Here is a 22960-nt window from a genome sequence, read left to right as displayed (position 1 = left end):
CGACTTCCAGTCGGCGATCAAGCCGAAGGACCGCCTCGAACTGTTCTTCTCCCTGCCCGAGGAAGGCGCCGGCGGCGACGATGGTTACGAGCTTCTCTTCGTGGAAGCCAATTTCAACGGCAACGACAACACCTATTACCGCTTCCGCGCATCCGACGGCACGGTCGACTACTATGACGAGGAAGGCCGCAGCGCGCGCCAGTTCCTGCTTCGCAAGCCCGTTCCGAACGGCAAGTTCCGTTCGCCCTTCGGCATGCGCCGCCACCCGATTCTCGGCTATTCGCGCATGCACTGGGGCGTCGACTGGGCCGCACCGCGCGGCACGCCCATCATCGCGCCCGGCAACGGCGTGGTGAAAAAGGCCGGCTGGTCGAGCGGCTACGGCAAACAGACGATCCTGCGCCACGCCAACGGCTACGAGACCTCCTATTCGCACCAGACACGCTTCGCCAAGGGCATCAAGCCAGGCGTGCGCGTGCGTCAGGGCCAGGTGATCGGCTATGTCGGAACGACCGGCCTGTCGACCGGTCCGCACCTTCACTACGAAATGCGGGTGAACGGAACGCGCGTCGATCCCATGCGCGTGCGTCTGCCCAAGGGCAGTGTCCTGGCCGGCGCGGATCTCGAAGCCTTCAAACGCGAACGCGATCGCATCAACACGCTGTTGAAGAAGGGCGGCGACGACGGAACGGTCGTGGCCCAGATAGCCGGATAGGCAGGTCCGTTCGGACACCATCCCGATCTTGAAGTCATTTCACCCCGCCCGGGATCGAAGCCTTCGCGCCTCGTGAAGCGCCCATTGCTCCCAAAAAGAAAACCCGCCAGGGCGAACCGTGGCGGGTTTCCGGAATTCGGATATTCGGCGTTTTTCTACAGCGCCTTTTCGAGTTCGGGCAGGACATCGAAGAGGTCGGCGACGAGGCCGTAATCGGCGACCTGGAAGATCGGGGCTTCCTCGTCCTTATTGATGGCGACGATGACCTTCGAATCCTTCATGCCGGCCAGGTGCTGGATCGCGCCCGAGATACCGCAGGCGATGTAGAGGTCGGGGGCGACCACCTTGCCCGTCTGGCCAACCTGCCAGTCGTTCGGCGCATAGCCCGCATCGACGGCCGCACGGCTCGCACCCACCGCGGCGCCAAGCTTGTCGGCAACCGGCAGGATCACTTCCTCGAACTTCTCGCTCGAGCCGAGAGCCCGGCCGCCCGAGATGATGATCTTCGCGGAGGTCAGCTCCGGACGGTCGCCGCCCGACAGTTCCGTCGAGACGAAGGAGGACAGCCCCGGATCGGCCGGCGCGGAAACATCCTCGACCGCCGCCGAGCCGCCCTCGCCCGCCGCGTTAAAGGAGGCGGTACGCACGGTGATCACCTTCTTCGCATCCGTCGCCTGCACCGTCTGGATCGCGTTGCCGGCATAGGTCGGACGCTTGAACGTGTCGGCGCTTTCGACCGCGATGATATCGGAGACCTGCATCACGTCGAGCAGGGCAGCCACGCGTGGCATGGTGTTCTTGCCATTGGTCGTCGCCGGCGCAACGAAGGTGTCATAGCCATCGGCCAGCGACACGATCAGAGCGGCCATCGGCTCGGCCAGCTGCTGTTCCAGCGACGCGTCGTCGGCGAGCAGCACTTTCGAGACACCGTCCAGCTTCGAGGCGGCATCGGCCGCCGCTTTCGCGTCCTTGCCCGCGACCAGCACATGGATGTCGCCACCCATTTCCTTGGCGGCGCTCAGCGCCTTGTTCGTCTGGTCGGAGAGCGTTGCATTGTCATGTTCGGCAATCAGAAGGATTGTCATTGGTTTTTTCTCCCCGTTCTCAGAGCACGCCGGCTTCGTTCTTGAGCTTGTCGACAAGCTCGTTCACGTCAGCGACCTTCACACCGGCCTTGCGGCCTTCCGGCTCCTCGGTCTTGAGGACCTTCAGACGCGGCGCGGTGTCGACGCCGTAATCTCCCGGCGCCTTCTCGTCGAGCGGCTTCTTCTTGGCCTTCATGATGTTCGGCAGCGATGCGTAGCGCGGCTGGTTGAGACGAAGGTCCGTCGTCACGATCGCCGGCATCTTGATTTCGATCGTCTGCAGGCCGCCGTCGATCTCGCGCGTCACCTTCGCGGTATCGCCCTCGATAACGACCTTCGATGCAAATGTGCCCTGCGACCAGCCGAGAAGCGCGGCCAGCATCTGGCCGGTCTGGTTGGCGTCGTCATCGATCGCCTGCTTTCCGAGGATCATCAGACCCGGCTGTTCTTCCTCGGCGACGCCCTTCAGGATCTTGGCGACCGCCAGCGGCTCCGTCACGTCGTCCGTCTTGACCAGGATGCCGCGGTCGGCGCCCATGGCGAGCGCCGTGCGGATCGTCTCCGCCGCCTGCGCCGGGCCGATCGACACCGCGACGATTTCCGTCACCGTGCCCGCTTCCTTCAGACGGATCGCCTCTTCGACGGCGATCTCGTCGAACGGGTTCATGCTCATCTTCACATTCGCAAGCTCGACGCCAGAGCCGTCGGCCTTCACACGAACCTTCACGTTGTAATCGATAACCCGCTTAACAGGCACCAGGACTTTCATTGCAGTTCAACTCCCGTTCCGGTTTCGCCATCTGCATATCAGATGGCCATCGCGCCACTTGCGCAAACTCGACATTTCTCGTCGGCAGGGGAATGCCGGTTTCCGCAAGGCCGGGCAACCCCTCCCCTCCGACGTAAAACGATTTTATCGATTAGATAATTGACGCTTACGTCAACGTCAATTCTCTTTATGAACTCTATAACGCACCGTTTGGTTACTTATCAGCACATGCACGAGCGATCAACTGCGCCCCCAGCTCGGCGGTCGCGGCGTCGCGGACTTCCTGGAATTCGCCTCCGCCTCGGCCAGGTCCACCGCCCTCGGCGTGGCGATCGTGCGGTCGAAAATCGGCACGCCCCGCCGCTTGAACAGGAAGACGAGCACCATCCCGGCGACCACGCCGCCGAGATGTGCGGTCCATGAAACGCCCTCGGTCGGATAGATCACGATGGCCGCCGCCTGGTAGGCGATCCAGACCCCCAGCGGGATCGCCGCCGGAAGCCGCAACGGAATCCGCCCGAACGCGAGCACCCAAATACGCACCTTCGGATGCAGCACAAGATAGGCGCCGATGACGCCGGAAATCGCGCCGGATGCGCCGATCAGGGGCGATGTCGATTCCGGCTGGAGATAGCCATGCGCCAGCGCGCCGATGACCGCGCAGGCAAGGTAGAAAACCAGGAAGCGCAAATGCCCCATCGCGTCCTCGACATTGTCCCCGAACACCCAGAGGAACAGCATGTTGGAGGCAAGATGCATGAAGTCCGCATGCAGGAATGCATAGGAAACGAGCGACAGCTCTTCCGGAATGTAGACGATGTTCGACGGCAGCTCCGCAACATCGTTGACCACTGCCGGTATGTAGCCGAAGGACACCGTCGCGGCCTCGTAAGCCCCCGGCACGAGACCGAGATTCACGATGAGATAGACGAGGACATTGAGCCCGATCAGCGCGAGCGTCACATATTGCAGGGCGATATGCTTGAGATTGTTGGCGTCGTGCAGGGGAATGAACATGAACCGGCGACGCCTTTCTTTCCGGAACGCTTCAGCGGTTTTCGCCGGGCGTCCACAGAACGTCCCGCGCGCCGTTGTCATTGACGACACGCGCCGCCACGAAGAGAAAATCCGAGACGCGATTGATGTATTTAAGCGCTTCGGGATTGACGTGTTCGCCCGGCAGTTCGGCAAGTTCCACCATCAGCCGCTCGGCCCTTCGCGACACGGTGCGCGCGAGATGGAGCGCGGCAGCCGCCGGCGATCCGCCCGGCAACACGAAAGACCGCAGCGGCGACAGGTCGCGATTGAGCGTGTCGATATCCGCCTCGATGCGCTTGACCTGGCTCTCGACGATCCGCAGCGGCTCGTATTCCGGCGGTGTTTCGGTTTCCGGCGTGGCGAGATCGGCGCCAAGATCGAACATGTCGTTTTGAATGCGCGCGATCATACCGTCGACTGGCCCCTCCATCGCGCCGGTGTGGATGCGAACCATGCCGAGACACGCATTGGCCTCGTCCACGGTGCCGTATGCAGCGACCCTCGGATCGTATTTCAGCCGCCGCTCGCCCGTACCGAGCGCGGTCGTGCCGTCGTCACCCGTCTTTGTGTAGATCTTGTTGAGGACAACCATAGCGCCTGATCAACCCGCACCGTTCGATCGAGCGATGTAGAGGCCGATGACGATCACTGCAACCGCGATGAACTGCAGGAACACGCGCAGCTGCATCATCTTGTTCGAGAAATTGCCGTCGCCGTCGCGCATCAGATTGCGCAGGCCGACCATGAGCACGGCGACGACCGCCAGCATGATGACAAATGCGAGAAAGAACATACCACTGGACATAATATTGCAATCCGGCCGGTGTCGAGACCCGGCTCTCCGTTAACGCCCATTTATCTAGGTATTGCGCGCCACAAGTCGATAGAAAAACCCCGCCGGCAGGAGCCATTTCCCGAAAGCCCCGATCCGCGCCTGCCGCGTGACGAGGTAATGCGGCCTTGGCCTGTCGGCGGTCAATGCGTGCCGAAGCGCGTCCAGCACCCATCCGGCGGCACGGCCGCCGTCATCGGGCGTCCCGCCGGCTTCCAGCTCGGCGATGCGTTTCGCATAGGCATCCGCATGAACGCTGTTTTTGATGTCGATGTGCTTTCGCGCGAAGGCAAGCGCGTTCGATGCAAACCGCGAGGGAACCGGTCCGGGCTCGATCAGCGAAACGTGGATACCGCTTCCCTCGAGTTCCATCCGCTGGGTAAGCATCAGGCCTTCCAGCGCATATTTCGATGCGACATAGGCGCCGCGCATCGGTGCGGGCACCAGCCCGAGAATCGAGGAGCAATGCACGATCCGGCCATGGCCCTGCTTCCGCATCGCCGGAACCGCCAGCCGGGTCAGCTCATGCCAGCCGAACAGATTGACCTCGAATTGCTCCCGAAGCGCCGAAACCGGGAGATCCTCGACGGCGCCGGGCTGCGCATGCGCGCCATTGTTGAACAACGCGTCCAGCCTTCCGCCCGTCTGCGCCATCACGGCCGCAAAGGCACTTTGGATCGAATCGGGTTCCCGGTAATCGAGATAGAGTACGTCGAGACCCGCATCGGCCAGTTCCACCAGATCGGCTTTCCCGCGGGCGGTCGCGAAGACGCGATAGCCTTCTTCATGCAACCGCAATGCGCAATGCCGGCCGATGCCTGAAGAGCATCCGGTGATCAGAATCGTCGGTTGAAGAGGCAATGTGATCTCGCCGGTCTCTTTCACTTGAGAGCGCTTTCCCATATTCGTTCGCGCAAGACAACGAGACCCGTAAGGCATGAAGCGCAAACTGACAGCAATCAGACACATCCTTCAGGATGCGTTCGGTCATTTCAACGCGACCGATGGCTGGGCGCTTGCCAGCCATGTCGCCCTGTCGGCGGTGCTCGCCATATTCCCCTTCCTGATCTTCGCGACGACGCTCGCCGGCTTCCTCGGCGCGGAGCGTTTCGCCGAAACGGCCGTTCACCTCGTATTCGACACCTGGCCGGAACGCATCGCGTCGCCGATAGCGCGCGAGGTGGAGAACGTCCTGACCGTCCAGCGTGGTGGCCTCCTCACCATCTCCGTCCTCGCCGCCGCCTTCTTCGCGTCCAACGGCGTGGAAGCGCTGCGCGTCGCGCTCAACCGCGCCTACCGGGTATCGGAGACGCGCTCGATCTTCCTCATCCGCCTGCAAAGCCTCGGATTCATCATTGTTGCGACCTTTGCCATCATGGCGATCAGTTTCCTGCTTGTCCTTGCGCCACTCGCCTTTCGCATCGCGCAGCAATGGATGCCGGGCATCGAGGCCGTCTCCATCTCGATCGGATTCTGGCGATTCGCCATCGCACTGGTCGTGCTCGTCACCGGATTGTTCGTCGCCCACAAATGGCTGCCCAATGGTCGGCGCAGCTTCGCCTCGCTTGTTCCCGGGATCGTACTGACCCTCGCCGCCTGGGTCCTGGGAGCGATCCTGTTCGCGAGCTATCTCGAGAGCTTCGCCACCTATGTGACGACCTATGCCGGGCTGGCGTCGATCATGATCGCGCTGGTTTTTCTCTACATCATCGCCGCGATCTTCATTCTCGGCGCCGAGATCAATGCCGCGATCATCCGTCTGCGCGAGGCGCGATCTCTCATGGCGCTGGCCGCGGAGAGCCGTTCAAAGCCGCGTTGAACGCCCGAAATGCCGCAATTTGAGCGATTCTTCTAAATCGGCCTTAATGCGCCTTACCTAAAGTAAGCCGAACGACCGTGAAAAAACGGCGGAGGCTGACATGTTCGCCGCGTTCGACAACACGACCCTGACTTTCTTCGGCATCGCGCTTGCCGTCGGCACCTATTTCCTCGGCGCCGCGACCGACAACGTGATGGGCGCCGACGGATTCGGCGCGTTCAAGAACACGATCATCCTGATTTTCGGCTCGGTCCTCGGTCTCTTCGCGATCGAACACATGCAACTGCCGATCCACAACGTCGCCCTGCGCAGCCTGGCCTGCGCCGTCGGTGCGTTTTCGGCGCTCGCCCTGCTCGCCATGTTGAAGGCATTCGCCCGGCGACTGCATTACTAGAGCGCTACAGCCCTATCATCCTGCGGATATCCTCCGGCGTCGCACCGGCTGCGCGCAGCGACTGAAGGCTCGTGTCGCGGTTGCTCTTCGACAGTTTGCGCCCGTCTTCCGCCAGCACCAGATCGTGATGGAAATAGCGCGGCCGTGGCAAGCCCAGGAGATCCTGCAGCAGGACATGGACCGATGTCGCATGAAACAGGTCGCGACCGCGCACCACATGCGTCACCCCTTGCAGGGCATCGTCGAGCACGACCGACAGATTGTAGCTGGTCGGCGTATCGCGCCGTGCGAGGACAACGTCTCCCCACGCCGCGGGATCAGCGGAAACCGGTCCGCTCTGTCCGTCGGGGCCGCTTCCCTCCTCGATCCATTCGGGCGGGTCTCCGCGCCAGGCCAGCGCACGCTCCATATCGAGTCGCAGCAGATAGGGCGTATCATCCTCTCCGCTCTCTTTGCGGCTGCCCGGATAGAGCGGTGCGCCATCGGGGTCGCGCGGCCAGGGCGTGCCTGTCGTTTCATGTGCCTCGACGAGCCGGCGTATCTCCGATCGGCTCAGATAGGCGCGATAGACAAGCCCTTCCGCCTCCAGCGCATCCAGCGCCTTTTCGTAATCGGCGAAATGCTCCGACTGTCGCCGCACCGGGTCTTCCCATGACAGGCCAAGCCAGGCGAGATCGTCCAGCATCGCGCGCTCGAGCGCTGGCGAACAGCGGTCCGTGTCGATATCCTCCATGCGCAAGAGAAACCGTCCGCCTGACTCGCGCGCCATCTCGAAATTCAGGATGGCCGAATAGGCATGCCCCAGATGCAATGCACCGTTGGGGCTCGGGGCGAAACGGAAAACGGGCCGGTCGTCGGTCATGGAGGCGTACGTGGACATGGTTCGCCAGATTAGTAGAAACTGCGCGCCCGGGACGCAACGTCACGCGCCGATAACCGGCCGCGCGGATATCGAAAGAGGGCTGTCCTGCCTGCGCACCGCCGATCCGCGACTGGAAGCCGTGATCGCGCAATCCGGGGAAGTCCCCCTGCGGCGCACCGAGCCCGGATTTTCCAGCCTCGCCTCGATCGTCGTGTCGCAGCAGGTCTCGCGGCAAAGCGCCGATGCAATCTGGGGCCGGCTGACAAGCTTGATCGATCCGCTGGATCCGGAGCGTTTCCTCGCCGGCGGCGAGCCGAGCTGGCGCGAAGCCGGGCTTTCCCGCCCCAAGCAGCGCACCCTGGTCGCGATTTGCGACGCCATGATTTCCGGCGGCCTCGATCTTGAGCATCTGTGCCGTGTCGACGGCGACAACGCCATGCGCGAGCTGACCGCGATCAAGGGCATCGGGCCATGGACGGCCGAGGTCTATCTGCTTTTCGCGGCGGGGCACCCCGATATCTTCCCGGCCGGCGACATCGCGCTTCAGGCCGCCGTCGGCGAAGCACTTGGGCTTGCCCGTCGGCCGACAGTCGCGGAATTGCGCGCAATCGCCGAATCATGGGCGCCCTGGCGTGGCGTCGCGGCGCGGCTTTTCTGGGCTTTCTACGCCACGCGGCACGCACGCGCCGTCATGCCGTGACAGTAAGGAAAATACAAACTTCTGATTTTTCAGGATTTTTCCTGAAGGCGCACTTTTCAACGGGATGCTTCACAAGCATGTCATAACGCGCTTACTATATGTCCGCAGTTCTATCGTGATGCGAAGAGGTGAGCCTTGACGATTGCGGTTTCGCCGGACAGCCTTCCGGCGCTCGTGCTTAACGCGGACTACCGTCCGCTGAGTTATTATCCCTTGTCGCTCTGGTCCTGGCAGGACGCGATCAAGGCGGTGTTTCTCGACCGTGTGAATATCGTCGCCGAGTACGATCACGAGGTCTCTTCGCCGTCATTCGCAATGCGGCTGCCCAGCGTCGTCTGCCTCAAGAGCTACGTCAAACCATCCGCCTATCCGGCCTTCACGCGCTTCAACGTTTTCCTGCGCGACAAGTTCGAGTGCCAGTATTGCGGCTCACCCGACGACCTGACCTTCGACCACCTCATTCCCCGTCGCTTCGGCGGACAGACCACGTGGGAAAACATCGTCACCGCGTGCTCGCCCTGCAATCTGAGGAAAGGCGGCAAGATGCCGCGCGAATCGGGCATGCGGCCGCACCAGATGCCGTTCCAGCCCACGGTGCACGACCTGCACAACAATGGCCGAAGTTTTCCGCCCAACTATCTTCACGAAAGCTGGATGGATTACCTTTACTGGGATGTCGAGCTGGAGCCTTGAGGAAGGTCTCCGGCGTTTTTGTTTGCGCGCACTAGCGCTTGATCAGGACCGCCCGAAGCGCGACCGCACCGAGCGCCAGGCTCGCCAGCACGTTCCAGCCCGCAAATGACAATCCTAGGAAACGGCCGGCCGCCTCGTCGCAGGATGGCGGCTTGACGGTTTCCAGCGCGCCAAGCAGGTCGCCGGCATCGGTTGTCAGCCCGCTTGTCGCCGACGTGCTGCAATCGGCGGGACCGGCCCACCAGTGCCACTCCACCCCGGAATGATAGACGCCGAGATAGAGACCGTAGGCCATCAGGGCGGCAACGATCAGCAAAAGCCCCCGCGCGATCACCGGGTTCCATTTCAGGCCCGAGGCGACCGCCGCCATCAGGGCGACCGGAATACCGGCATAGTAGGGAACGCGCTGGGCGAGGCAGAGCTTGCAGGGAACGAACCCGCCAATATGTTCGAAGCCGAGCGCGGTGCCGACCACGACCGCCATCGCCACGGTCAGGAACAGCGCCGACTGGAAAAGTACGGGCCGGTTAGCGGTCTGGGCCATCGGGGTCTCCGGTTTGGAAAGGCGCGTCGTGGCTTACCGCATCGCGCAAGATTGGACAAACCAATCTGCGCGACACTGTGTTCAAGTTGCGGCAACGCGCATCCTGATCCAGTCGATGAGGAAATAGACGACCGTCGGCCCGCCAACGACCAGCGCCAGGACCCAGGCGAGACCGATCAGAAGGCCGAGTATAACGAAGACGCCGTCCCTTTCGATCAACCCCGCCGACGTGATCGCGACACCGATGCCGGGCACCGTGTTGGTCAGCGGCAAAGGCACCAGAATCGACAGGCTCGGTATCAGCAGGAGAATGCCGAGAATGCGCATGCCGCCTGCGTCCGTCAGTCCCGTCAGCCGGGGATGGGCGAGCCGCTCCAGCCATCCGGCATAGCGTTTGACCTGCGCCGTGATCTGCAACATCCCGCGGACGGGAAGCTTCCTTGCGCGAAACCTTTCCGGAAGCCAGGGCGAGCGGCGGCCGCTGGCCATCTGCCATGCAAGAAACGCCATCGGAAGCGCGACGATCTGCGGCAGCAGGTAGATGAAGGGCAGGCAGCATGGCAATGCGAGGATGAGCAGGAGCAGCGCGAAGGCCCGCTCCTCCATGGCGTCGCTCAGCGCACCGAGTGCGATGTTGCCGTCATCGTCGCTTTCGGCCGCATGCAGGATATGCTCGATCTTGGCTAGCGCGCCGCGCGGGGCGTGGCTGGCATCTGTCTCCTGATGAACGGACACGGTATGGGACTCCCGGTTGCGGCATGAGGCTCAGCCATAGCTTTAGACCGCAATTGATTGCCAAACAATTTCGGCGTGGCGTCACGACGCAACCCGCCTTGACGCGGCTCTGGTACGCCAATAAAGCTCGAAATCTATCAGGCGTTGCCCCTCTGGCGGAATTGGTAGACGCGCGGGATTCAAAATCCCGTTCCTTCGGGAGTGCCGGTTCGATTCCGGCGGGGGGCACCATTCACCTCTCAGACATCCTATAAAGCAAGGGATTTGAGAGGCGGCCTGTGTACCAAATGTCGCTTTTGTGTACTAGATTATGTCCCGGCTTTTTCGGTTAGCGGCCCGGTATAGGACGCAGCGCCGCCGGCCCCTCCCCCAACGGGGGTAAATCGGCTTTCACCTGTGCACATATCCCGAAACACATTTTTCCTGAAAAAAAGGCGCGGCAGACAAAAGAACGTTATAAGAACAAAAAGACCCTGTGCAGAGCGGCAGCCGGTGTTGGGGAAGTCTCCGGCACAAGGGTATATTGGACGTCTGGCGTGGGGTTGCGGCATATGCGGTCTTGTCAAGACTGCCGCGACCCCAACAGCGCCAGTGGCGCACCCGCCTTTGGGGGTCAGTTACAGCTGGCCCCCATTGGGCTTTTCGTATGTTGCCCGTCTTTCCATGTAAGGTAAACCTACCCCGCCTTTGTAGAGGGGCAACTCACAAAAAATTTGGTGCTCATATCGTAAATGCAATACGAACGAATTGGCGCTGCATTATGCAAACCATCATGCGCGAATTGCGGTCACCACGATGGCGGATAGAGCCGCCTCAGTTACTTCGGGTTGCCCCTCAGTCCACCTGTTTAATCACGTCCCCGGCCCATCATCTGCTCGTCTCGGGAAATACTCAGCACCTCCACACCTCTTGTAGGGCATCAATGGTTAGGTACGCCGCAGGTTGGTGGCGGATTTCTGGGTGTGTTTCCAGATATTTCTTCACTACATCAACAATCTGTCCGAGCTTCACATTTCCGGGTAGGCAGACAGGAAACCGTTCAGTTATTCCGGTGCTGCTTTCCACCACATCGATGACAGATGCGATGTATCCCATACAGAACCAACTACCAGCAGTAGCGTCGTCGGCCCTACAATATTTGATGAGTTCATTTCCATCATAAAAACTCGCAGACGCCTTGTTCGCGATCATCGTCAAAGAAACAAACAGGGCTAGAAAAAGTCCCGCTTCACGTCGCATAGCACCCCTCCATTTCTTAGCGTCAGGATTACACACAGCAAATTCTTAAACAACTGACTGCGGTCGTCCGCTACTCCCTGTGCTGGCGAAGGGGACCCCGCCCGTGGGCGAGACCCTTTCTCTCCCCCGAGAGTAGCCCTCAGTCTACCGCTTCGACTACCTCACTCGGCCCGTCATCCGACAGGCTCGGGAAGTACGCGGCAATACCCTTGCCGGTCGCGGCTGGTTTGCTGGTCTCTGCCTCGGTCACCTGAGGCACCTCAGCGCACCCCTGAGTTACCACAGGGCGCGGGCGTGGTGCGTGTCTCCTGCCCCGGTAGAGGCCCCCACGCGGCGCATTGTCGAGCGCGTCACGGAACGGGCTGAGTGTCTTGTGGATGGTCTGGATAACCCCGGACAGGTCGGTCACCTGTTGCGAAAGGGTGTTACGCTCTCGGGTCACCTTGCCGATCTCCTCTTTGAGCGTGGCAATCTCCGCGTCCCGCTGTGCAACGGTGTCCTGCTTGTCGAGCGCCTCAAGCTGAGCTTGGAGTTCCTCGCGGGTGAGTTCGGTCTTTCTGGCTGCCTTTGCCATTGGTCTTTTTCCTTTATACGTGTGGGTGGCCCGCTGCCCGAGTGACCGGGCGCGGCTCTAGGTGTTGTTCGGTTTTAGCTGTGCTGGTCAGTCGGCGTCTGGCAGGCTTTCGTACCAAAGTGCATAGGCCCGCATCATGTTGCCCCTTGGGACAACCCCGCGCACCATGTCACTAAGAACGCGCCGCGCCATCGGGTCATCCGTCTGGGTCGCCGCATAGACAAGGCTGTTGAAGGCGTCCCCGCCGATTGCGTCGGCAATCACCGGCTGCGCATCCGTGACGGCCATGCTGATCAGCGACGACGCCGCCTCTTGGTCTACCCCAAGGGCACCGGCCATATCATCAAGTACACCGTCGAAATCGCCCTCGACAATCTTCTCGCCAATGGCCTCGCTCGTGCTGCTCGGCACCATGCTTTCCATCTGGTCAAGCGTCTCTGAGTTGCTCCGCGCCAGCGGCTCGTTTTCCTCGGTATCGTCGTCAACCTCAAAGTCCTCGGGGTTCAACTGGTCGAAGCCCTCGGTGTCCTCCAAGGGCTGCTCGTTACGCGGGGCGCTGCCGCCCTCTAGGCCGGTCTGCGCTGCAATGTCGGCGTCTACGTAGGTGTCTAGCTCGGCAACCCAGACGGTGCCCTCAGGGGCAACCTCGGGCGCGTCAGCGCTGGCGTATTGCCGGTCTGCCTCAATGTTCCGGTTGGGCTTCCCGGCTATCGGCTGGCCGTCCGGCAATAGGTCTTGCATGTCGTCATAGATACCCATGACAATCCTTTCGTGTGTTGTTTGGTCCTGTGGGTGAAAGTGACGCCTCAGGCGGGCGGCAGTAGACCCGCCGCGCGTAGCGCCAATTTGGTATAGTCGAGCAGGGTCATGTCCTGCCCGTCCTGAGTGGATACGGCGTTATCCCAGAAGCCGCGCCCATATGCGTGATGCGCCGCATCAAGCGCCTCTTGGCCTAGCCGTGCCTTGACCGGTCCGGAGATGTGCGCCCGCTGGTATTCGGTCCAGATGGTCTCAATCTTCGGGTGTCGCCAGCCGTTCGGCGTACTGATCACGGTGGTCGGATCGTCTTTCACACTGCGCCGTGTCAGCTTCTTTGAGGGTGTCCCTCGGGTGGTTGCCCATGACGTCGCATGTGTCGCGATGAAGCGCCGCCGATAGCGGGGCATCCCGTCGAAGTACACCGCCGCCCATCCTTCGATAGCCAAGGCCCGCTTGAAGAAACCTCGGGGGTCCTTGGCGTCCTTGGTGAGCCATGCCTTGATGATCTCGGCACGGGCTTGCTGCGGCAAGCGACGGTGCATGTCGGACGGCATCGCCGCCCATGTCACGGGCCGTTGAAAGACCCGCGCCCGGTTGTCCAGTTCGGTCGCGATCTCCCGCCGTCTCCGCTCCGGGAGCGTGGCGAGGTATAGGTCGATTGCCTTCTCGAATATGACAATCTCATTTCGTGTCGGGACACGGGCAACCGGGTCTCCGATGTCTTTGAGGCGATCCGCGTGTTTGCGGCATAGCGACGACAGCCCCGCCCGGTGATCTTCACACCGCGCGACTGCGCACTTGCCTGTCTCGTTCACGGCCTTGGCGGCTCGCAGCTTATGCTTGCGTCCGCTCCGGTCCTGCGTGAACCACGCGACAGGTCGCCCCCGTGCATGATCTGCAACGGGCATTGGTCTTCTCCAATTCGATAGTGAGTGAGGGTGTGTTGTGTTCGGGAACACAGGCCCGGTGTGTAAATCTAGCAGTTAAGAGAAACACAGGCCCCAAGGGTTTCCCCCTTAGTAATCCTCGTCTTCCTCGTCCTCGTCATCAACACCGCGCGGCCCGTCGAGATACTCATAGGTCAACGCCAGTTCCCGGAGTTCTCTCACGGCCTCGGGATTCCCTGAGGTTTCCCCGAGATAGTCGATTAGCTCCATAAGCTTCTCCTCTACCTGGGCCTCAATCGCGTCCTCAATCGCCCCCTCCCACGCCGGGGTCTGCACGTACTTCGACGGGATCGTCTTGTCGCTTTCCTTCAAGCCCATCGCGAAGGCCTCAAAGTCTCGCTGTGGCTTGTTCCCGAAGTGATGATACAGCCGGTTCCGGTAGTCGGTAGCCCGTGCCCTCAGTGCCTCGTCGGGGTCCCAGCTGTCATCCGGCTTAACGATCTCGCCCCGCGACAGTTTCCGGGCCACATCCCAATCCATGATCACCAAATCGTCGGCGGTATAGGACAGGCCGGTATCTGGATTGGTCGTTTGCTTGAGTGTTCTCAGGGTGCGCCGCATGGTCGAGACCAACGCCTCCGACACGCTGCACTTATCCGCGACATAGGTGCGGGACCCGTGACCAAGCACCGTGAGTAACCAAGCGGAATTCGCCTTGTCCTCCGGTTCCATCCTGAGGCGGTCCTTGGAGTTCGCCGCAGCGGCATATGCAATGGCCTCCTCAAGGGTCACCACGTTATCCGGCGTTCCGCCTAGAACCTTCACGGGCACCGGCACGGTAACCCCGACACGCTGATAGGCTTCGCGACGATGGTGACCGTCCACGACATACCAGCGGTTCCCGCCCCACCACACGACAATCGGGTCAAGCATCTTGGGTTTCTTTGGGTTGGTCCCGATCACGCGGCGCAACATCTCAACATGGCGCTGGTCGTCTGCGTGTCTCCCGCTGATCTCTCGGCGCTGAAACACGGAGACCCTGCGGCTGATCTCTGGGAGCGTGAGGGCCTTGGGTTTCTCTCCGGGATACGTCAGACCATTCTTGGCGATTGCGACTCTGATCTCGTTGAGCGCTGTCACGCGGTTCATGGGTGTCTTGCTCATGGGCATTCCTTTCCTGCCGTCCCTCTGTTGGAACGGTCGGTTGTCCTGCGATTGCTGATCGCTGGGTCTTGCTCGGGTGGTACCGTCATGTCGGACGGCTCGGGGTGCGCCTCAGCGTTTATCTGCGGGAAGGCGAAGGGGGTCAGGACGTGGCGCTAGGTGTCCACCGTGACACTTATCGCACTGGGTCCTGCAAAAGAGCGGGCAAAGCCGTGAACGGACAGGCTGAGCCGCGAGGGGTGTTGTTCTATATGGCAGGGTATGACCCCGCCCGCGTTCACTCAGGGGTCTCCCGGGGCGGTCGGCGTCTTTCAGGATGACACCTTTTTACAGCCTCCACCGGCCGGTCGGGTGCTTGTGATATGTTCTATATGAAGCGGGTTTAAAATCCTGCGCTGCCGCAGATACTCCAAAAGCGCAGTAACTATCTGAAAAATAACATTTTTCTTCTCCGTCGCTCGCGTCTACGCTGCCCCCGCGTGTAACCAAGAGGAGAAACCGCACATGCAAGCACAACAGCCGTCCACCGCCGCCGATCAAGCCGAATTCAAGGTGGTCTATCTCGACACCGCCGACCGGCCCGTGGCGTCCTGCCGGGTCACCGCTGGCGACTACCTAGAGGCTTGCGCCATCGCGCATCGGATCAACCCGCAAGCGCCAGAGTTCGAGGTGTCGGAAATGCCTGTGTAATCTCCGGGGTAACCTCCGGGCGCGTCGGTCTGCTGTTCTATACGGGGGCCTGTTTAACGGCCCGCCGCGATCACCGCGCCGTCTCGGGGCGTCTCTCCGGGGCGGCGCAACCGCAATCATCCATCATCCTTGGTGAGCGTTTGATGTGCTATATGCATCAGTTTGACTGCGATAGCGCAGAGATCATGCCGCGAGAGACACAATCTGGGCGTGGTTAGCTAGTAATCGGAAACGCCGAATGCCATACATCCAAACATGGATAAGGTTCTTACATGGTTCATTCGCCTTTGGGTGGCGCTTGCGCTTGGTATAAACGCTATCGCCATAGCCGGTATGTTCATGGCGAACGGCTTCTGGGGCGGCTTGGCGCAAATGCGAGAAATTTTCAGCCCCTTTAATATCATCAACTACATAGCTGAAATCTTACTTCTATCCCCCGCCTTAGGTGCGTATTGGTGGCTTGAGCGACGTAAGGCGGCCCGCCTGAAATCAGACTGAGCGCGTTGGTTTAATTATCCCACACCTTCTCCAGCGCCGCCCGCTTCCGCTCCAGTGATGACCCGCGCCCGTAGTTCGCGGCGCTCGACTGGTCGCTGTGCCCCATGATTTCCCTCGCAAGGTCCTCGGGACAATCCGCGTCTCTTAGCATGTCCTTCATGCGGTGCCGTAGGCTGTAGGCCGTTTTGCGCGGTTCCTTCACCGCTTTGCGTAGCCGCTTCATCAAGGTCTGTGAACAGGCGTCATTACCGCGTTCCCGGACGTACCGGGGAAACAGCGGGGCCTCGGATGTCTTTCCCTTGTGTGCCATCAGCCTTTCCAGCACGGCATCCGGTATAGGTATCTCTCGGTTGCTGTTGTCGGTCTTGATCGGTCGCGCCTCATGGGGGCGTATCCAAACGGTCTTTCGTCTCTCGTCCACGTCACAGCCGCGCAAGCCGACGATCTCATTAAGCCGCGCCCCGGTGTCCCTCAAAGTAATCCAGATGGTCCCTAGGTCGTCGTCGGTTTCCATGATCGGCGCGAGGGCTTTCATGTCGTCGTCATCAAGGGGAAGGCGATTATCTCTCGTGTGCTTGCCGCCCTTGGTGTCCAGCCGCATGAATGGATTTGCGCAATCTAGGTCGTACTCCAATATTGCGCGGTTCACCGCCGCGTTGATGTCGTTGAGGTATCGCCGCGCGGTTGCGGGGCTCGTCTCGTTTATCAGCGCTTCCACAACCCGGCGTGCATCTGTGCGCCTGAGATTGCTCAGCGGCCTTCTGTTGACCGCATCCCTGCCAAGATACCTAGCGAGCCGTTCCTTGTGTCGCTCGGTGCGGCGCTCAATTACGCGGTCACTGATCGGCTGTCCGGTTTTCCTGTATTCACAATAATCGTCCAGCGCACCGGCCAGAGTAACCGTGAGGATGCCCTTAGCGGCGTTCCTGAGGAATTCTGGTGGTATCTCCGGGTCCCGCTCAAGCTCTTCAATGGCGGCGTCGATAGCGTATGTCAGGTCATCAGGCTGGTCAGGGTCAACGCCCTCCCGTGCCGCTGCGGCGACCGCTTGTAGGTCAAGGCTGTACTCCCGCAACTTGGATAGCACCTTGATCTCGGCGTTTGAGTTCTTCCGGGGTTTCTGCGCAAAAAGCTTTTCAACGCCAGCCTGAATGACGGCATGTCTCCTAAGGGCTGCCCCGTAGTCCTTGCCTAGGCTTTCCTTTACCTCCCGTTTCCCGATGGTCTCCACTAGATTTCCGGGGACGCGCCTCCGATACCGATACACGCCGGTCTTTGACACGCTGACATGAGCCGGAAGCCCTTTCGGTTTGGGTGCTCGTTTGGACATCGAATTCGCCTATTGTGTACTGATTTGCGTACCACTTAGGAGTCAAAAATCCCAGAAGTCAAGGTTTTTATGGCCATTCTTAGGCTTGTTTGGTTCCGGCGGGGGGCACCAAAGCCATTCTATTGGCTGTTTGCGCCATCCGCGACGACCACCTGAAATCTCCGACACCCCCTCTTTCACGCTCGCCATCTCGGCAATTTGCGTTGCGCGCATTCGCGATACGCGCAGTATGGGGCGTATCGGCGAAATACCAGACCGGTTCTTGCCGACACGCAAACGGGGACCTGCATGAACAACGATCAGAATGCGCTCATTGCGGCCGGAACCGTCCTGACCGGCTTCGCACCGGCGGATGCGCCGGAAGGTCTGTCCGATGCCGCCATCCTGGTGCGTGACGGGATCATCGTCGAGATCGGACCAACCGATCAACTGACCCGCCGCCATCCGGACCTGCCACGCCATGGCGGGCCGGAGTTCATCGCCCTTCCCGGCTTCGTCAACGGCCACCATCATTTCGGCATCACCCCGCTGATGGCCGGCGTGCCCTTCGCGCCGCTGGAATTCTGGCTGCCGCGGTTCCGGGCGATGCGCGGCGTCGGGCCTCGTCTCGACACGCTCTATTCGGCCATCGAGATGCTCGAAAGCGGCACGACCGCGGTCCACCACATAAACAGCGGCCTCGTCGGGACCCCGGACAACTGGGAAACGACGACCGATGCCATCCTGTCCGCCTATGACGAAATCGGCATGCGCGTCTCCTACTCCTTCATGATGCGCGACCGGAACATCCTGTCCTACGAGGATGACGCGCAGGTTCTGGCCTCATTGCCGGACGATCTCCGAGACTGGATCGCCCCGCAACTTTCATCCGCCGCCACGCCGACGCGCGACTACATGGATTTCTTCACATCGGCGAAGACCCGTTATTCCGGACGCTCCACCGTGCGTATGAGCCTCGCCCCCGCCAATCTGCACTGGTGCAGCGACGACAGCCTGCAGACCATCTTCGAAACCGCCAGGCAGCATGGCGCGAGCGTCCATATGCATCTCCTCGAAACCGAGCGGCAGGCGCGTTTCGCCGAAACGCGCTACGGCCACACTGCCATCGAACATCTCGCAGCGCTTGGCTGCCTTGGCCCCGAACTCACGCTCGGTCACGGCAATTGGGCGACCGAGGCGGATATCGACCTGCTGGGAACATGCGGCTGCATGATCTGCCACAATGCGAGTTCGGGACTGCGGCTCGGAAGTGGCATCGCGCCCGTCAACCGGATGCGGGAGCGCGGCATCCCGGTTGCGCTCGGCATCGACCAGTCGAACATCGCCGACGACCGCGACATGACAGTGGAAATGAAGCTGGTCTGGGCGTTGCATCGCGAGACCGGTCTCTTCAACGACCGGCCGGACGCTGCCGCCGTGCTGCAAATGGCGACCGAGACCGGCGCGCGCTCATGCGGCTACGGCAAGGTCGCCGGACGGCTGGAGCCCGGCATGGCGGCGGATATCGTTTTGCTGCGCCGTTCCGAAATCGAAAGGCCCTATGTCTCGCCACGCACACCACTCGCCGAGACGATCCTGCACCGCGTGACCAAATCGGCGGTGGACCAGGTCTTCGTGGCCGGCCGCAAGGCCGTTGAGAACGGCCGCGTGACAGGCATCGACCGCGACGCGGTCCTGCGCGAGATATCGGAGAGACTGGCGGCGCCCGAAACACCCGCGGAAGCGCGCGACTGGGACATGGTCAACGCACTCGTCCCGCATCTCGAAGCCATCATCCGCACAACCGGCGTCGTGTCGGAACACACGCCGTACCGCTACAACAGCTTCCATCCCGAAGGTTAGAGTCCGAGCGCGCGGTAATGATCGTTGATCGCGCCGGCCGTTGTCCACCAGACGCGGCTGTCGGACTTGTCGCGCAGATACGCGAGCGCCCGCTCCAGATGCCGGAACCGGTGCGGCTGGCCCATCAGATAGGCATGTAGCGCGACACCCATGACCAGCGGCCGACGTTCGCTTTCCGCCAGCATGACCTCGAACGCATCGATGATCATGTCCGCGAATTCCGCGCCCTCGTGCTTGCGGCCGACGATCTGCGGGATATCGTTCAGTTCCTGCGGGTAGGGAACCGACAGGATGCGGCCCTTGCGCGTCGTCATCCAGACCGGCTGGTCGTCGTGGCACCAGTCGAGAAGATAGTCATATCCCGCTTCCTGCAGCAGGTCGGGCGTCGTGCGGCTTTGCGAAATCCAGGGGCCGAGCCACCCCTTCGGCTGCCGCCCCTCATGCCGCGTCAGCGCCTCGGTCGCCTCCGCGATCAGGCCCGCCTCGTCCTGTTCGGCCAACACACCCTGCATCTCCGCATTGCTGCGCCCGTGCCCCGCGATTTCGTCGCCACGTTCCCGGAAAGCGGCAACCACCTCGGGCGCCATCTCGTACATCTGCGAATTCACCAGCGCCGTAACGGGGATGTCCAGCCGGTCGAACAGCTCGATCATCCGCCAGACGCCGACGCGATTGCCGTAGTCGCGCCAGGCAAAGTTGAGAACATCCGGCTGCGGCCCGCCATCGCTCAGCATCGCGCCCAACCCTTCGCCAAAGGCGAAACATTCCAGGTTCATCCCGACATAGACCGCGAGCCTTTTCCCCTCCGGCCAGGAGAAATCCGGACGCGCCGTGATCGGCGAGAACGGGTAGCGGCCGTGATCGGCGAGAGGCATCGTATTGGTCCTTGTCCTGACAGGGCGGCGCCCGGAACGGGCTTTGACACGGCGTCGATTCAATCACCCGCGAGAAAGCCCGCTGCGCCGATCGCAGTCAAGCCGGTCAGACCGCGGCACCGTGCGGAAGAACGAAGACTGAGCCATCCGCCGGCACGCGGCTGACCGACAGGTCGCATTCATAGACCGCGCGCAGATTGTCGTCGGTGAGAACCGCTCCGGGAGCCCCTTCGGCATGCACCCGCCCGTCCTTCAGAAGGACCACGCGGTCGGCATACATGGCGGTCAGGTTGAGATCGTGCAGGATCGCCAGCACCCCGCCGCCCCGCAGCGCGAAATCGCGCGCCACGTTCATGATCTGCAACTGGTGGCGGATATCGAGGCTAGAAACCGGCTCATCGAGAAAGAGGTAGCGCGCCTTGCCGTCCAGGACCGGCTCCCACACCTGGCAGAGCACGCGCGCAAGCTGCACCCGCTGTTGCTCGCCGCCGGAGAGTTCCTGGTACATCCGCCCTTCGAAGCCGGAAAGATCGACCCTTTCGAGGGCCTCCATGACATTCGCTCGCCCGGTATCGGCGACGCCTTCGCGCGTGCCGAGTTGCACAATCTCGCGCACGGTGAACGGAAACGACAGGCTGGACGATTGCGGCAGCACGCCGCGCATCGCGGCAAGTTCCCATGGCCGGGTCCGCGCGATATCGATGCCGTTCAATTCCGCCCGGCCCGAATAGGCAACATCGCCGGACAAGGCGCGCATCAGCGTCGTCTTGCCCGATCCGTTCGGCCCGATCACGGTCACCAGTTTTCCGGGCGGCGCGGCTAGGTCGATGCCGCGCAAGATCCGGGTCTTTCCGAGCGAAACCTCGATATTCTGAGCGTTGAGCATGGTCGGCCTAGAGGTCGAGGAGGCCGCGCTTGCGCAGCAGGATCCAGAGGAAGAAGGGCGCGCCGGCCGCGGCGGTGACGATGCCGATGGGCAATTCGGCCGGCGCCACGATCTGGCGCGCGATCGCGTCGGCGAACAGCAGCAGCACCGCCCCGAGCAAGGCCGAGGCCGGCAGCAGGAACCGGTGATCGGGACCGATGGCGAGACGCAGCAGATGCGGCACGACGATCCCGACGAAACCGATCCCGCCAGAGACCGCCACCGACGCCCCCGTGGCCGCGGCCACCGAGACGACCGCGAGATTCTTGAAGCGCTGCACGTCGATGCCGAGATGCCGCGCCGAGGCCTCGCCGAGCGCGAGCGCATTGAGGCTGCGCGCCATGAACGGCATGGCGATGAGGACCGGCAGGATCAAAGGCGCGGCCATCAGGCTCTTGGTCCATGTCGCGCCGGCGAGCGACCCGAGGCCCCAGAAGGTCAGGTCGCGCAATTGTGTGTCGTCGGCCCAGAAGACCAGCACGCCAGTGAAAGCCCCCGCGAGCGCGCCAAGCGCGATACCGGCCAGAAGCATCGTGGCGACCGAGGTGCGCCCGTGGCGGGTCGAAATGCGATAGAGCATCAGCGTGGAGACGAGACCGCCCAAAAACGCCGCGAACGGGATGCCGTAGATTCCGAACAGCGATGCGATAGGTGCCAGAACACCGGCCTGAAGCACGATGAAACTCACCGCGCCCAGGCCAGCGCCCGCGGATACGCCGACGAGACCGGGATCGGCGAGCGGATTGCGGAACACGCCCTGCATGGTCGCACCCGAAACGGCGAGCGCCGCGCCGATCAGGACGCCGAGCACCGCGCGCGGCAGGCGGATCTCGAAAACGATCACACGATCGGTCATGTCGAGCGCGCGCCCGCCAAGGCCGATCGTCTCGCGAAACACCTGCCAGGCGGACGTATCGGATGCGCCGGATGCGAGGCTGAAGAAGAAGGTCATGACGAGGACCGCGACGAGGGCGGCGAGCACCCCGCGCGCCAGCGCGGAGCGGTCTCCGTCGTGCCGGTGGTATTTCGGCGCCGCGGCCGGCGCCTCAGTGAAGCTCATCGCCATAGAGTGCCTCTGCAAGGTCAAGCGCGGCATTCGCGGTCCGAGGTCCGAAGCCCAGAAGATAGAGACCGTCCATGCGAATGATCGCGCGATTTTTCGCCGCCTCGGTCGGCTTCAGGCCCGGCTGTGAAAACACGGCGTCATCGTCGCCGCCATGGTTGCCGCCGCGATCCATCATCAGGATGACGTCGGGATTGGCGGAAATGATCGCTTCGTCGGTCAGCTGCTTGTAACCCTCGAATTGGGTAATGGCGTTGTCCGCTCCCGCGAGCTTGAGGATCCCGTCTGCGGCTGTTCCGGTGCCGGAAGCGAGGATCCGGCCACCCTGCGTCGACAGGATGAAGAGCACGCGCTTGCGCCTGTCGATGCTGCTTGTCATGGTAGCCAGACGCTCGAAATCCGAAGCGATGGCCGCGCGCAGGGCGTCGCCCTTTTCGGTTGCGTCCAGGGTTTCGGCAACCACGCGGATCGCCTCGCCTATCCCCTCGGCGGAGAAGCTGTCTGGCACCTCGACGAACTCGACGCTCGCCGCTTTGAGAACCTCGATGGCCTCCGGCGGCCCGCTTCCCTCCCGCGCAAGGATCAGGTCGGGCCTGATCGACAAAACGCCTTCCGGCGCGAGCGCGCGCATGTAGCCGACATCCGGCAGGTCTTCGGCTTCAGGCGGATAGGAACTGGTCGTGTCACGGCCGACGAGCCTGTCTTCTTCGCCCAGGGCGAAGACGATTTCGGTCACCGCTCCGCCGATGGACAAAACGCGCTGTTGCTCTCCGGCGGCGAACGCCGTTCCTCGGAGCATGAGAAGGGCAGCGATCCCGGCGAAACAGGCCGCCGTCATGAGCCTGCCGCTTGCCCGTTCGCGACATAAAAATTTCTGCATGGATACGTTCATTGGTTGCCGTTCCTGGCCCGATAGTTGCTGATCGTG

Annotated in this window: 27 protein-coding genes and 1 tRNA gene (1 of these 28 running past the window's edge); 9 read left to right on the top strand and 19 right to left on the bottom strand. The window is 62.0% G+C overall.

Annotated elements, in window-relative coordinates:
* A protein-coding gene (locus tag ACQK2M_RS05830; protein WP_425417029.1) for a M23 family metallopeptidase crosses the window boundary here: on the top strand, positions 1–715 show its end. It extends 1262 nt beyond the left edge of the window; only the last 715 of its 1977 coding nucleotides appear in the window; its start codon lies off the left edge, out of view; it ends in the stop codon at positions 713–715.
* Positions 716–870: 155 nt separating this feature from the next.
* On the opposite strand, the gene ACQK2M_RS05825 is transcribed toward ACQK2M_RS05830, so the two are convergent.
* The 6 genes from ACQK2M_RS05825 to ACQK2M_RS05800 form a co-directional block, all read right to left on the bottom strand.
* Complete coding sequence (locus ACQK2M_RS05825) at positions 871–1800, bottom strand: electron transfer flavoprotein subunit alpha/FixB family protein (protein WP_223478173.1); 930 nt, start codon at positions 1798–1800, stop codon at positions 871–873.
* 19 nt (positions 1801–1819) lie between these two features.
* The gene (locus tag ACQK2M_RS05820; protein WP_223478172.1) at positions 1820–2569 is read right to left on the bottom strand and encodes an electron transfer flavoprotein subunit beta/FixA family protein; all 750 of its coding nucleotides are present in this window, start codon (positions 2567–2569) and stop codon (positions 1820–1822) included.
* A 240-nt stretch (positions 2570–2809) separates the two neighbouring features.
* A complete protein-coding gene (locus ACQK2M_RS05815) occupies positions 2810–3586 on the bottom strand; it encodes a rhomboid family intramembrane serine protease (protein ID WP_223478171.1) in 777 nt (258 codons plus the stop codon).
* 31 nt (positions 3587–3617) lie between these two features.
* Positions 3618–4199 (bottom strand): cob(I)yrinic acid a,c-diamide adenosyltransferase, encoded by a 582-nt coding sequence (locus tag ACQK2M_RS05810; protein WP_425417028.1) that lies wholly within the window; start codon positions 4197–4199, stop codon positions 3618–3620.
* 9 nt (positions 4200–4208) lie between these two features.
* Positions 4209–4412 carry a twin transmembrane helix small protein gene (locus ACQK2M_RS05805; RefSeq protein ID WP_425417027.1) on the bottom strand — a complete coding sequence of 68 codons (204 nt, stop codon included), beginning with the start codon at positions 4410–4412 and terminating at the stop codon, positions 4209–4211.
* Between the two features lie 54 nt (positions 4413–4466).
* Entirely contained in the window at positions 4467–5342 is an 876-nt protein-coding gene (locus tag ACQK2M_RS05800) for an SDR family oxidoreductase (RefSeq protein ID WP_425417026.1), read from the bottom strand.
* Positions 5343–5376: 34 nt separating this feature from the next.
* On the opposite strand from ACQK2M_RS05800, the gene ACQK2M_RS05795 reads away from it, so the two are divergent.
* Together ACQK2M_RS05795 and ACQK2M_RS05790 are read left to right on the top strand one after the other, a co-directional pair.
* The gene (locus ACQK2M_RS05795) at positions 5377–6258 is read left to right on the top strand and encodes a YihY/virulence factor BrkB family protein (RefSeq protein ID WP_223478167.1); all 882 of its coding nucleotides are present in this window, start codon (positions 5377–5379) and stop codon (positions 6256–6258) included.
* A gap of 100 nt (positions 6259–6358) precedes the next feature.
* Positions 6359–6652: a hypothetical protein gene (locus tag ACQK2M_RS05790; protein ID WP_223478166.1), complete on the top strand. Its 294-nt coding sequence runs from the start codon at positions 6359–6361 to the stop codon at positions 6650–6652.
* Between the two features lie 4 nt (positions 6653–6656).
* Here the strand turns inward: ACQK2M_RS05790 and gluQRS are convergent, their stop codons facing one another.
* Complete coding sequence (gluQRS, locus tag ACQK2M_RS05785; protein ID WP_425417025.1) at positions 6657–7532, bottom strand: tRNA glutamyl-Q(34) synthetase GluQRS; 876 nt, start codon at positions 7530–7532, stop codon at positions 6657–6659.
* On the opposite strand from gluQRS, the gene ACQK2M_RS05780 reads away from it, so the two are divergent.
* Both ACQK2M_RS05780 and ACQK2M_RS05775 read left to right on the top strand, forming a co-directional pair.
* On the top strand, positions 7531–8214 hold the full coding sequence (locus ACQK2M_RS05780; protein WP_425419990.1) for a DNA-3-methyladenine glycosylase family protein: 684 nt from the start codon (positions 7531–7533) through the stop codon (positions 8212–8214). The genes gluQRS and ACQK2M_RS05780 overlap by 2 nt on opposite strands.
* A 135-nt stretch (positions 8215–8349) precedes the next feature.
* Complete coding sequence (locus ACQK2M_RS05775) at positions 8350–8907, top strand: HNH endonuclease (protein WP_223478163.1); 558 nt, start codon at positions 8350–8352, stop codon at positions 8905–8907.
* 31 nt (positions 8908–8938) lie between these two features.
* Here ACQK2M_RS05775 and ACQK2M_RS05770 read toward each other — a convergent pair whose 3' ends face one another.
* Positions 8939–9451 carry a disulfide bond formation protein B gene (locus ACQK2M_RS05770; protein WP_223478162.1) on the bottom strand — a complete coding sequence of 171 codons (513 nt, stop codon included), beginning with the start codon at positions 9449–9451 and terminating at the stop codon, positions 8939–8941.
* An 81-nt stretch (positions 9452–9532) separates the two neighbouring features.
* Positions 9533–10186, bottom strand: a complete 654-nt coding sequence (locus ACQK2M_RS05765; protein ID WP_425417024.1) for an exopolysaccharide biosynthesis protein — start codon at positions 10184–10186, stop codon at positions 9533–9535.
* A 146-nt stretch (positions 10187–10332) separates the two neighbouring features.
* Here ACQK2M_RS05765 and ACQK2M_RS05760 point away from each other — a divergent pair.
* A tRNA-Leu gene (locus tag ACQK2M_RS05760) sits at positions 10333–10417 on the top strand.
* Between the two features lie 660 nt (positions 10418–11077).
* On the opposite strand, the gene ACQK2M_RS05755 is transcribed toward ACQK2M_RS05760, so the two are convergent.
* From ACQK2M_RS05755 to ACQK2M_RS05735, 5 genes are all read right to left on the bottom strand, one after another.
* Positions 11078–11425, bottom strand: coding sequence for a Rap1a/Tai family immunity protein (locus ACQK2M_RS05755; RefSeq protein ID WP_425417023.1), 348 nt, complete (start codon positions 11423–11425; stop codon positions 11078–11080).
* Positions 11426–11564: 139 nt separating this feature from the next.
* Positions 11565–11999 (bottom strand): hypothetical protein, encoded by a 435-nt coding sequence (locus ACQK2M_RS05750; protein ID WP_425417022.1) that lies wholly within the window; start codon positions 11997–11999, stop codon positions 11565–11567.
* 87 nt (positions 12000–12086) lie between these two features.
* On the bottom strand, positions 12087–12758 hold the full coding sequence (locus ACQK2M_RS05745) for a hypothetical protein (RefSeq protein WP_425417021.1): 672 nt from the start codon (positions 12756–12758) through the stop codon (positions 12087–12089).
* A 47-nt stretch (positions 12759–12805) separates the two neighbouring features.
* Entirely contained in the window at positions 12806–13666 is an 861-nt protein-coding gene (locus tag ACQK2M_RS05740) for a hypothetical protein (protein WP_425417020.1), read from the bottom strand.
* A gap of 108 nt (positions 13667–13774) precedes the next feature.
* A complete protein-coding gene (locus ACQK2M_RS05735; protein WP_425417019.1) occupies positions 13775–14809 on the bottom strand; it encodes a ParB N-terminal domain-containing protein in 1035 nt (344 codons plus the stop codon).
* A 504-nt stretch (positions 14810–15313) separates the two neighbouring features.
* Here ACQK2M_RS05735 and ACQK2M_RS05730 point away from each other — a divergent pair.
* Both ACQK2M_RS05730 and ACQK2M_RS05725 read left to right on the top strand, forming a co-directional pair.
* The gene (locus ACQK2M_RS05730; RefSeq protein ID WP_425417018.1) at positions 15314–15499 is read left to right on the top strand and encodes a hypothetical protein; all 186 of its coding nucleotides are present in this window, start codon (positions 15314–15316) and stop codon (positions 15497–15499) included.
* Between the two features lie 255 nt (positions 15500–15754).
* Positions 15755–15997 (top strand): hypothetical protein, encoded by a 243-nt coding sequence (locus ACQK2M_RS05725; RefSeq protein ID WP_425417017.1) that lies wholly within the window; start codon positions 15755–15757, stop codon positions 15995–15997.
* A 10-nt stretch (positions 15998–16007) separates the two neighbouring features.
* On the opposite strand, the gene ACQK2M_RS05720 is transcribed toward ACQK2M_RS05725, so the two are convergent.
* The gene (locus ACQK2M_RS05720; protein ID WP_425417016.1) at positions 16008–17327 is read right to left on the bottom strand and encodes a tyrosine-type recombinase/integrase; all 1320 of its coding nucleotides are present in this window, start codon (positions 17325–17327) and stop codon (positions 16008–16010) included.
* Between the two features lie 288 nt (positions 17328–17615).
* On the opposite strand from ACQK2M_RS05720, the gene ACQK2M_RS05715 reads away from it, so the two are divergent.
* Positions 17616–19169, top strand: coding sequence for an amidohydrolase family protein (locus tag ACQK2M_RS05715; protein ID WP_425417015.1), 1554 nt, complete (start codon positions 17616–17618; stop codon positions 19167–19169).
* Here the strand turns inward: ACQK2M_RS05715 and ACQK2M_RS05710 are convergent.
* The 4 genes from ACQK2M_RS05710 to ACQK2M_RS05695 form a co-directional block, all read right to left on the bottom strand.
* Positions 19166–20044, bottom strand: a complete 879-nt coding sequence (locus ACQK2M_RS05710; RefSeq protein ID WP_425417014.1) for a polysaccharide deacetylase family protein — start codon at positions 20042–20044, stop codon at positions 19166–19168. The two genes, ACQK2M_RS05715 and ACQK2M_RS05710, sit on opposite strands and share 4 nt — an antisense overlap.
* Before the next feature lie 106 nt (positions 20045–20150).
* Positions 20151–20930, bottom strand: coding sequence for a heme ABC transporter ATP-binding protein (locus tag ACQK2M_RS05705; RefSeq protein WP_425417013.1), 780 nt, complete (start codon positions 20928–20930; stop codon positions 20151–20153).
* A 7-nt stretch (positions 20931–20937) separates the two neighbouring features.
* A complete protein-coding gene (locus ACQK2M_RS05700) occupies positions 20938–22029 on the bottom strand; it encodes a FecCD family ABC transporter permease (RefSeq protein ID WP_425417012.1) in 1092 nt (363 codons plus the stop codon).
* Positions 22016–22924, bottom strand: coding sequence for a heme/hemin ABC transporter substrate-binding protein (locus ACQK2M_RS05695; RefSeq protein ID WP_425417011.1), 909 nt, complete (start codon positions 22922–22924; stop codon positions 22016–22018). Before ACQK2M_RS05695 ends, ACQK2M_RS05700 begins: the two co-directional genes overlap by 14 nt.
* Between the last annotated feature and the right edge of the window lie 36 nt (positions 22925–22960).

The sequence above is a fragment of the Oricola indica genome (genome assembly GCF_965227485.1).
Taxonomy (GTDB): Bacteria; Pseudomonadota; Alphaproteobacteria; order Rhizobiales; family Rhizobiaceae; genus Oricola; species Oricola indica.
Note: the sequence above shows the minus strand (reverse complement) of the source record. Positions and strands in the feature narration are given on the sequence as shown.